Here is an 8,861-nt window from a genome sequence, read left to right on the forward strand (position 1 = left end):
CGTTTGTCGCGGCCCGTATCGTCGAGCGGGCGCAAGCGGTTTGAAGGACTCGTCTAACGAACGGCAACAGACGTCGTGGAACTGCGCGTGTCAGGTATGGTCAGTGCTCTGGAGCACGAACGTCAAAGTCCGGCTAAGATGCCAGCATGGTTCGGCCGGACCAATCCACTATAAACGCAAGTAAAACGCCGCCTGCGGGTCGGTCGGCGCCTGTGCCGAAGGCATGGGCCGGCGCCCGTGCGACGACTGGGAGCGCACCACCATGGACACCAAAACGACGCATGTGATGCCGTGGCGCATCGAGGACATCGACCTGAACCGGATCGATCGTCAGCGTGCCGCCGCGAACGAGGATCTGTTGCTGCTGCTGTGCGCGTCGTCGTTCATCGAAAGCGGTTCGGATCTCTACACGAGCAATCTGAGCCAGTTCTTCAACGACGATCCGGAAGTCTCCGCATGGCTCAACAATGCATGGGAGCACGAAGAATTGCAGCACGGGCGCGCGCTGAAGGCGTACATCGCGCACGTGTGGCCGGAGTTCGACTGGGATACCGCGTTCGCGAATTTCTTCGCCGAGTATTCGTTGACCTGCAAGGTCGAGGCATTCGAGAAGACCCGCGCGCTCGAGATGGTCGCGCGCTGCGTCGTCGAGACGGGCACGGCCACGCTCTATCGCGCGATCAACGAATGCTCGGACGAGCCCGTGCTGAAGGAAATCACCGACAACATCCGCACGGACGAAGTGCGTCACTACAAGCACTTCTTCAAGTTCTTCAAGAAGTACAACCAGCTCGAAGGCAACGGCCGGCTCGCGGTGCTCGGCGCGCTCGCGCGTCGCGTGATGGAAATCAAGAACGAGGATTCCGAGATCGCGCTGCGCCATGTGTTCGCGGTCCGCTATCCGGATCGTGTCGGCGACAGCCAGTACAACCGCGAGCGCGCCGCGCGCATCAGCAAGCTGGTGCGGCGCAACCTGTCGGCCGACATGTGCGTGAAGATGCTGCTCAAGCCGCTCGACCTGCCCGCGAAGATCCAGCCGGGCGTCCACTATCCGCTCACGAAGATCACGCGGCACGTGTTCCTGCGCTGATCGCCGCGGCGCGGCCCGTCGCGCGTATGCTGCGGCTTGTTCATCCGCTTTCCACCGGGGCCACGCCATCATGACCGATACCCATCGCCACGCGCTCGAACAATGGACGTTCGATGCGTGGCCGCCGGCCGTCGTCTCGCTGTTCGACGGCACGGCGCTCGAGCGTCATGCCGACTTCGCCGCATCGCTGATCGTCGCGACCGATGACGGCCAGTTGCGCACGACGCTGCTCGGCGTCGGCGAGATCTATGCACACGATGCGCGCACGCTGCTGCTTGCGCTCTGGCCGCAATCGCGTGCGGCGCGCGCGATCGCGCAACGGCGCACGGCCGCGCTGACGCTCGTCGCGGACGGCGCGTTCTTTCAGGCGCAATTGACGATGGAGCCGCTCGAAGGGGACTTCGGCGGGCTGGCCGGATTCGCTGCGACGATCGCGCACGGCGATGCGCAGCGGGTCGGCTATGCGCGTCTCGCGACAGGCGTCACGTTCACGCTGGAAGGGGAGCGCGCCGCGGTGCTCGAGCGCTGGCAACGCCAGGTCGAGCACCTGCGGCGCGCGGCCGCGCGGCTTCAGTGACCGCGCTGGCCGCTGCGCGACGAACGGTTGCGGTTCGGGTGCGCGGCGTTGCCGTTCGCGGGGCGTGCGCCATTGCCGCCGCCCGCCGGGCGTCCGCCGCTGCCGCCGGCGCCGCCTTGCGTGCGCGGCTTCGCGGCCTTCTGCTGCGATGCTTTCGGCTGTGCGTTGCCGTCGCGTTTCGCGGCCGGCTGGCCTGAGCCGCCCGCACGCGGCTGGCGATTGCCGCCACCGCCGCGCGGCTGCTGTTGCCCGCGGCGCTGCTGGATCGGCTCCGGCTTCGCGTTCGGATCGGGTTCGAAGCCCGCGATCACTTCCTGCGGAATCTCGCGCTTGATCAGCCGCTCGATGTCGCGCAGCAGCTGCTTTTCGTCGACGCACACGAGCGACACGGCTTCGCCGGTCGCGCCCGCGCGGCCCGTGCGGCCGATCCGGTGCACGTAGTCTTCCGGCACGTTCGGCAGGTCGAAGTTGACGACGTGCGGCAACTGGTCGATGTCGATCCCGCGCGCGGCGATATCGGTCGCGACGAGCACCTGCAGCGTGCTGTTCTTGAACTCCGCCAGCGCGCGCGTGCGGGCCGACTGGCTCTTGTTGCCGTGGATCGCCATCGCGCTGATGCCGTCCTTCGTCAGCTGCTCGGCAAGCCGGTTCGCGCCGTGCTTCGTGCGCGTGAACACGAGCACCTGGAACCAGTTGTGTTCGCGGATCAGGTGCGTGAGCAGTTCGCGCTTGCGGTCGCGGTCGACCGGGTGGATCTTCTGCGCGACGCTCTCGGCGGTCGTGTTGCGGCGTGCGACCTCGATCAGCGCGGGCGAGTCGAGCAGGCTGTCGGCGAGCGCCTTGATCTCGTCGGAGAACGTGGCCGAGAACAGCAGGTTCTGGCGCTGCGGCGGCAGCTTCGCGAGCACGCGCTTGATGTCGTGGATGAAGCCCATGTCGAGCATCCGGTCGGCTTCGTCGAGCACGAGGATGTCGAGGTCCGACAGGTCGATCGTCTTCTGCTGCATGTGATCGAGCAGGCGGCCCGGCGTCGCGACGACGATGTCGACACCGCGCTTGAGCGCGTCGATCTGCGGATTGATGCTGACGCCGCCGAACATCACGGTCGAGCGCAGCTTCAGGTACTTGCTGTAGGCACGCACGCTTTCCTCGACCTGGGCGGCGAGTTCGCGCGTCGGCGTGAGGATCAGCGCGCGCACCGCGCGCTTCGCGCCGCGATGCTCGGCGTAGAACGTGTGCAGGCGTTGCAGGATCGGCAGCGTGAAGCCTGCCGTCTTGCCGGTGCCCGTCTGCGCACCGGCGAGCAGGTCGCCGCCGCCGAGGACGGCAGGGATCGCCTGCTGCTGGATGGGAGTCGGCGACGTATAGCCGAGCTCGTTGACCGCCTTGACGAGCGGTTCGGCCAGGCCGAGAGATTCGAAAGACATAGATACCACTCTTCAGTTTTATGATCGGCGACGTCTCGCGCGGCCCGCGCGGGAGGTGACATCGCAAATTGCAAAATGCAAAAGGGCGCGGCCGCGGTTTCCCGCAGCCGCGCCCCGTGTTTGTCAGCCGCTTCTTAGTCGAGCGGCGCGGAACGCAGGTCGCTCACCTGTTGCGGTGAGATCGGCGTACCGTTGTTGCCCCACGACATCCGGATATACGTGACGACCGCCGCAACCTCCTGGTTCGACAGCGACTGTGCGAACGGCGGCATCCCGTACGGACGCGGATTCTTGAACGTGCTCGGCGGATAGCCACCGTTGAGCACCATGCGGATCGGGTTGACCGCCGATTCCATCACGATCGAGTGGTTGCCCGCGAGCGGCGGATAGGCCGGCGGCTTGCCCGCGCCGGTTTCGGCGTGGCAGGTCGCGCAGTTGTCCGCGTAGATCTTCTTGCCCTGGTCGAACAGCGCGTTGCCGAACTGCTTCGACGGCTCGTACTGCATGTTCTTCGGCGCTTCAGCCTTCTGCGGGATCGACTTCAGGTACGTCGACATCGCGCGCGTATCTTCGTCGCTCATGTACTGCAGGCTGTTGTGCACGACGTCGGCCATCGGGCCGAACACCGCGCCCTTGTTCGACACGCCGGCTTGCAGCAGGTCGGACAGCTCCTGCACGTGCCAGTCGCCGAGGCCGAGTTCCTTGTCGTTCGTCAGCGACGGCGCATACCAGTTCTGCAGCGGGATCAGGCCGCCCGCGAAGGCCGCCGAGCTCACCGGGCCGCCCATCATGTTGATCGACGTGTGGCACATCGAGCAGTGGCCGAGGCCCTCGACGAGGTACGCACCGCGGTTCCATTCGACCGACTTGGTCGGATCCGGCTTGTACTCGCCTTCCTTGAAGAACAGCGTGCGCCAGCCGATCAGCAGGTTGCGGTTGTTGAACGGGAACTTCAGTTCGTGCGGACGGCTCGGCACCGACACCGGCGCGACCGAACGCAGGTACGCGTAGATCGCGTCGGAATCCGCGCGCGTGACCTTCGTGTAGCTCGCGAACGGGAAGCCCGGGTAGAGCAGGCTGCCGTCCTTCGAACGGCCGGTGTGCATCGCGCGGTAGAAGTCGTCCGACGTCCACTTGCCGATACCGTCCTTGTCGTCCGGCGTGATGTTCGGCGTGTACATCGTGCCGAACGGCGTCGCCATCGGCAGGCCGCCCGCGAACGACTTGCCGCCGCGCACGGTGTGGCACGCGATACAGTCGCCGACGCGCGCGAGGTACTCGCCCTTCTTGATCAGCGCGGCCTGGTCGGCCGGCGTGGCCGCGACGGCGGCAGCGCCGTGCAGCGTGTCGTTGCCCGGCCACAGGACCGGCACGAGGGCGGCGGCCGCGACGATCGCGACAGCCGAGAGTGCAAACAGGGACTTGCGTTTCATTGTGTCTGTCTCCCTTGCCTTATTGCGGTTCGCTGCCGCAGGCGAGCGGAGTCTTCATCGAACGCGCCGGAGCCGGCACGGGGTTGGCGGGCGCCGGTTGCGCGGCGAGCCATGCGGTCACGGCCGTCACGTCTTCGTCGGAAAGCTTCGAAGCGACTTCATGCATGCAATCGGGCGCCTTCGCGTGGCGGTTGCCCGAGCGCCATGCACCGATCTGCGCGCTCAGGTAGTCGGCGTGCAGGCCGACCAGGCCAGGGATCGCCGGCTGCATGCCGGTGAGCGTCGCGCCGTGGCAGGCCACGCAGGCCGGCAGCTTGCGGGACGGGTCGCCTTGAGTGACGAGCTGCTTGCCGCGCGCGAGCGTCGCGGCCGGCAGCGTCGGCTTCGCCGGCATCGGGTACGGCGGGCGTTCGGCCGAGAAGTGCTCGGCCATCTCGCGCAGGTAGTCGTCGTTCAGGTACGTCAGCAGGTAGTTCATCGGCGGGTACTTGCGCCGGCCGTCACGGAAGTTGACGAGCTGGTTGTACAGGTACTCGGCCGGCTTGCCGGCCAGACGCGGGAAGTAGTCGTTGTCCGTACCCTGGCCATGGACGCCATGGCAGGCCGTACAGCCGCGCACGCGCTCGGCCATGGTATCGGGTGCCTTGAGCGGCGCCTGCTGGGCGTGCGCTTGCTCCGTGGGCTTGGTCTGCGCTTGGGCAGCGCTCATAAGGCCCGCGCCGCCGAACATCAGAACGGCGAGCAGCGGACGGAAGAGGCGTCTTGAAGACACACGAGACTCCATGTTTATTCGACGGGGACCTGTCCGGGCTACGATCGGCTCGGCGCATGACGGCAAGGCAGCCGGGCTGCTGCGACGCGGCATTCTATCATCGATGGGTAATGACGGCTATTTGGCAAAAGGACATCGGTTCCTGTCCGTTTGCGACTTGCGACAATTTGACGCGCATTGCACCGCACCTGTGTGAACCGGCGTGCGTTTTCACCATCGAAGACCGTACACTCGCGGGTCGCGCGGCGCCGCCTCCGCCGCAGGTCCAGTCATTTCTCCCGTTTCCGGATTCATCGATGACGTTTTCTACCGTGCCGTTGCCTTCCTCACGCTGTCCGTCCCGTTGCCGCTTCGTCGGCCTGCCGCTTTCGGGAGGGTGTGCGCGATGAAGTTCGACAGCTTGTGGATCGGTCAGGTCGCGCTCGCGGCGCTGATGGACGCCGCGTTCGCGATGGCGGTCGGCTCGGCGCTGCTCAAGGCATGGCTCGGCAAGGACGGTGCACGTCCGGTCGTCGCGCCGTCGCACCCCGCGTGGCTGCGCGCGCAACATTCGCTGGCCGCGGCGGCGCTGGCGCTGGTGCTCGCGGATCTCGGCTGGCTCGTCTACGAGGCCGCGACGATGAGCGGCGCGGGGCTCGGCGGCGCGTTCGCCGCGATTCCCGTGATGCTGACGCAGACCCATACGGGCTTCGCATGGAGCGTCGCGTTCGCCGGCGCCGTGGTGCTCGCGATCGTCGCGCTGGCGAAGCCGGAAGGTCCGGCCGCGCACGCGGTGCTGTGGCTCGCGGTGATCGTGGTCGCGGCCGGCAAGGCTTCGCTCGGCCATGCGGCCGATACGGGCGCGCTGTCCGCGGCGGTCGGCGTGCAGACGCTGCATCTGCTCGCGACCGCCGTGTGGGGCGGCCTCGTGCTCGCGGGCGGGCTCGCGGTGCTGCCGGCGCTCGGGTCGTCGGTCGCGCGCGGCGCGCTGATCCGCATCGGCCAGCACCTGTCGCGTACGTCGAGCGTCGCGGTCGTGTTCGTGCTCGGCACCGGCGCGCTCAATGCGATCCGCGGGCTCGGCGGCTCGCTTGCGCCGCTCGACGGCAGCACGTGGGGGCGCGTGTTGCTGCTGAAGCTGCTGCTCGTCGCGCTCGCGCTCGTGCTCGGCGGCCTGAACCGTTTCTCGGCGCTGCCGCGCCTGCGCCGCACCGCGTCGACCGAGGATGCGCACACGTTCCGCAACATCCTGCATCTCGAGGCGCTGACGATGATCGGCGTGTTCGTCGCGGCCGCGGTGCTGTCGTTCAGCGTGCCGGGGTTCGCGGCGCTCGGCTGACGGCCGGTTGCGCGCGGCGCGACGCAAGGCCGCCGACGCGCATCCGCCACGTGCATCCGCCATGTGCCGGGCGCCGCGCCGGGCATGCAAAAACGGCTGCCTGTCGGGCAGCCGTTCTCGTATCGATACTTGCCGCGACTCAGCGCGACTCAGCGCGACTCAGCGCGACTCAGCGCGACTCGTCGCGCACGCCGCGCATCGCGCTCACCACTCGGCGACGCTGCCGTCCGCGTGTCGCCATACCGGGTTGCGCCAGCGGTGGCCCGTCTTCGCCATCTCGCGCACCTTCTCCTCGTTCACGTCGATGCCGAGCCCCGGGCCCTGCGGGATCGCGACGAAGCCGTCCTCGTAGCGGAACACCTCGGGATTGCGCAGGTAGTCGAGCAGGTCGTTGCCCTGGTTGTAGTGGATGCCGAGGCTCTGCTCCTGGATGAACGCGTTGTAGCTGACCGCGTCGAGCTGCAGGCACGCGGCGAGCGCGATCGGGCCGAGCGGGCAGTGCAGCGCGAGCGCGACGTCGTAGCTCTCCGCGAGCGTCGCGATCTTGCGGCACTCGGTGATGCCGCCCGCATGCGACGCGTCGGGCTGGATGATGTCGACGTAGCCGCCCGCGAGGATGTGCTTGAAGTCCCAGCGCGAGTAGAGCCGCTCGCCGAGCGCGATCGGCGTGTTGGTCTGGTTGACGATGTCGCGCAGTGCCTCGGCGTTCTCCGACAGCACCGGCTCCTCGATGAACATCAGCTTGTACGGGTCGAGCTCCTTCGCGAGCACCTTGGCCATCGGCTTGTGCACGCGGCCATGGAAGTCGACGCCGATTCCGACGTGCGGGCCGACCGCGTCGCGCACGGCCGCGACGTTCGCGATCACCTGCTCGACCTTGTCGTAGGTGTCGACGATCTGCAGCTCCTCGGAGCCGTTCATCTTCACGGCCTTGAAGCCGCGCTCGACCACCGCGCGCGCATTGTTCGCGACGTCGCTCGGCCGGTCGCCGCCGATCCACGAATACACCTTGATGCGATCGCGCACCTGGCCGCCGAGCAGCGCATGCACCGGCACGCCGTGATGCTTGCCCTTGATGTCCCACAGCGCCTGATCGACGCCCGCGATCGCGCTCATCATGATCGGGCCGCCGCGGTAGAAGCCCGCGCGGTACATCACCTGCCAGTGATCCTCGATCAGCAGCGGGTCGCGGCCGACGAGGTAGTCGGCCAGCTCCTGCACGGCGGCCTCGACCGTGTGCGCGCGGCCTTCGACGACGGGCTCGCCCCAGCCGACGATGCCCTCGTCGGTTTCGATCTTGAGGAACAGCCAGCGCGGCGGGACGACGAAGGTTTCGAGGCGGGTGATTTTCACGATGCGTGTCTCCAGGATTGACCGGCGCGGGCAGTCGGGCGCCGCGCGCGGTCGCGTGCTTTCGCGGTTATCCTAGCGCAGGCCGATAAAAAATAGTATTAATAGCACTATTGTGCAGATAGTGGGCAGCCGGTACACCCGGGTACCGGCATAACGGAGAACGATCATTCGACGCGACCTGCATGGACAGACGGCCTTCCGGCTCGCCACGGCGATCCTGCGCGGCGACTACCCGCCCGAGTCGCTGCTGCCGAGGGAACCCGACCTGATGGAGATGTACGGCGTGAGCCGCACGGTGATGCGCGAGGCGCTGCGCACGCTCACGTCGAAGGGGCTCGTCGAGTCGCGGCCGAAGATCGGCACGCGCGTGCGGCCGCGCGGCGTATGGAACCTGCTCGACGCCGACCTGCTCGACTGGTATGCGCGCGTCGCGCCGCCGCTCGCATTTGCGCTGAAGCTGCAGGAGATGCGCGAGATGGTCGAGCCATACGCGGCCGCGCTCGCCGCGCGCATGCATACACCGGAAACGTTCGACGCGATCGACGGCGCGGCGTGCGCGATGGCCGCCGCGCGCAACGTCGACGAATGGGTGCGCGCCGACCTGCGCTTTCACCTGAGCGTGCTCGAGGCCGGCGGCAACGAGCTGCTGGTGCCGCTCGGCACGCTGATCGATCGCACGCTCGAGGCGCAGCTGCACCTGAATGCGCGCCGCGCGGACGTGTACAACGCATCGCTCGCCGAGCACACGGCGGTCAGCGACGCGATCCGCGTGCGCGACGAGGACGGTGCGCGCCGCGCGATGGCGGCGCTGCTCGCGGTGACGCGCGCGCGGATCGAGATGTCGTGACGCGAAACGGCGGGCGGCGCGGTCAGGCGTTCGCGCAGCCGCCC

General features: G+C 67.7%; 8 protein-coding genes. 4 read left to right on the top strand and 4 right to left on the bottom strand.

The window, feature by feature from the left end:
- Window positions 1-262: 262 nt before the first annotated feature.
- Window positions 263-1,090 carry a ferritin-like domain-containing protein gene (locus ABY44_RS13075; protein ID WP_027789191.1) on the top strand — a complete coding sequence of 276 codons (828 nt, stop codon included), beginning with the start codon at window positions 263-265 and terminating at the stop codon, window positions 1,088-1,090.
- Between the two features lie 70 nt (window positions 1,091-1,160).
- The gene (locus tag ABY44_RS13080; protein WP_060083088.1) at window positions 1,161-1,667 is read left to right on the top strand and encodes a hypothetical protein; all 507 of its coding nucleotides are present in this window, start codon (window positions 1,161-1,163) and stop codon (window positions 1,665-1,667) included.
- Here ABY44_RS13080 and ABY44_RS13085 read toward each other — a convergent pair.
- The 3 genes from ABY44_RS13085 to ABY44_RS13095 form a co-directional block, all read right to left on the bottom strand.
- Window positions 1,661-3,094, bottom strand: a complete 1,434-nt coding sequence (locus ABY44_RS13085; protein WP_060174902.1) for a DEAD/DEAH box helicase — start codon at window positions 3,092-3,094, stop codon at window positions 1,661-1,663. The two genes, ABY44_RS13080 and ABY44_RS13085, sit on opposite strands and share 7 nt — an antisense overlap.
- Window positions 3,095-3,228: 134 nt before the next feature.
- On the bottom strand, window positions 3,229-4,527 hold the full coding sequence (locus tag ABY44_RS13090; protein WP_021160171.1) for a c-type cytochrome: 1,299 nt from the start codon (window positions 4,525-4,527) through the stop codon (window positions 3,229-3,231).
- Between the two features lie 19 nt (window positions 4,528-4,546).
- On the bottom strand, window positions 4,547-5,311 hold the full coding sequence (locus tag ABY44_RS13095; RefSeq protein ID WP_060174903.1) for a c-type cytochrome: 765 nt from the start codon (window positions 5,309-5,311) through the stop codon (window positions 4,547-4,549).
- 373 nt (window positions 5,312-5,684) lie between these two features.
- Here ABY44_RS13095 and ABY44_RS13100 point away from each other — a divergent pair, with 373 nt between their 5' ends.
- Window positions 5,685-6,617: a CopD family protein gene (locus ABY44_RS13100; RefSeq protein ID WP_060174904.1), complete on the top strand. Its 933-nt coding sequence runs from the start codon at window positions 5,685-5,687 to the stop codon at window positions 6,615-6,617.
- A 204-nt stretch (window positions 6,618-6,821) separates the two neighbouring features.
- Here the strand turns inward: ABY44_RS13100 and dgoD are convergent, their stop codons facing one another.
- Window positions 6,822-7,970 (bottom strand): galactonate dehydratase, encoded by a 1,149-nt coding sequence (gene dgoD, locus ABY44_RS13105; RefSeq protein WP_021160175.1) that lies wholly within the window; start codon window positions 7,968-7,970, stop codon window positions 6,822-6,824.
- Between the two features lie 163 nt (window positions 7,971-8,133).
- Here dgoD and ABY44_RS13110 point away from each other — a divergent pair, with 163 nt between their 5' ends.
- Window positions 8,134-8,817, top strand: coding sequence for a FadR/GntR family transcriptional regulator (locus tag ABY44_RS13110; RefSeq protein ID WP_060357056.1), 684 nt, complete (start codon window positions 8,134-8,136; stop codon window positions 8,815-8,817).
- Window positions 8,818-8,861 lie beyond the last annotated feature (44 nt).

The sequence above is a fragment of the Burkholderia sp. ZZQ-2 genome (assembly GCF_050768715.1).
GTDB classification, from domain to species: Bacteria; Pseudomonadota; Gammaproteobacteria; order Burkholderiales; family Burkholderiaceae; genus Burkholderia; species Burkholderia cepacia.

Excerpts from the sequence above, each read along its gene's own strand:
- ABY44_RS13075 (WP_027789191.1), top strand. The coding sequence starts at position 263 with ATGGACACCAAAACGACGCATGTGATGCCGTGGCGCATCGAGGACATC.
- ABY44_RS13080 (WP_060083088.1), top strand. The coding sequence starts at position 1,161 with ATGACCGATACCCATCGCCACGCGCTCGAACAATGGACGTTCGATGCG.
- ABY44_RS13085 (WP_060174902.1), bottom strand. The coding sequence starts at position 3,094 with ATGTCTTTCGAATCTCTCGGCCTGGCCGAACCGCTCGTCAAGGCGGTC.
- ABY44_RS13090 (WP_021160171.1), bottom strand. The coding sequence starts at position 4,527 with ATGAAACGCAAGTCCCTGTTTGCACTCTCGGCTGTCGCGATCGTCGCG.
- ABY44_RS13095 (WP_060174903.1), bottom strand. The coding sequence starts at position 5,311 with ATGGAGTCTCGTGTGTCTTCAAGACGCCTCTTCCGTCCGCTGCTCGCC.
- ABY44_RS13100 (WP_060174904.1), top strand. The coding sequence starts at position 5,685 with ATGAAGTTCGACAGCTTGTGGATCGGTCAGGTCGCGCTCGCGGCGCTG.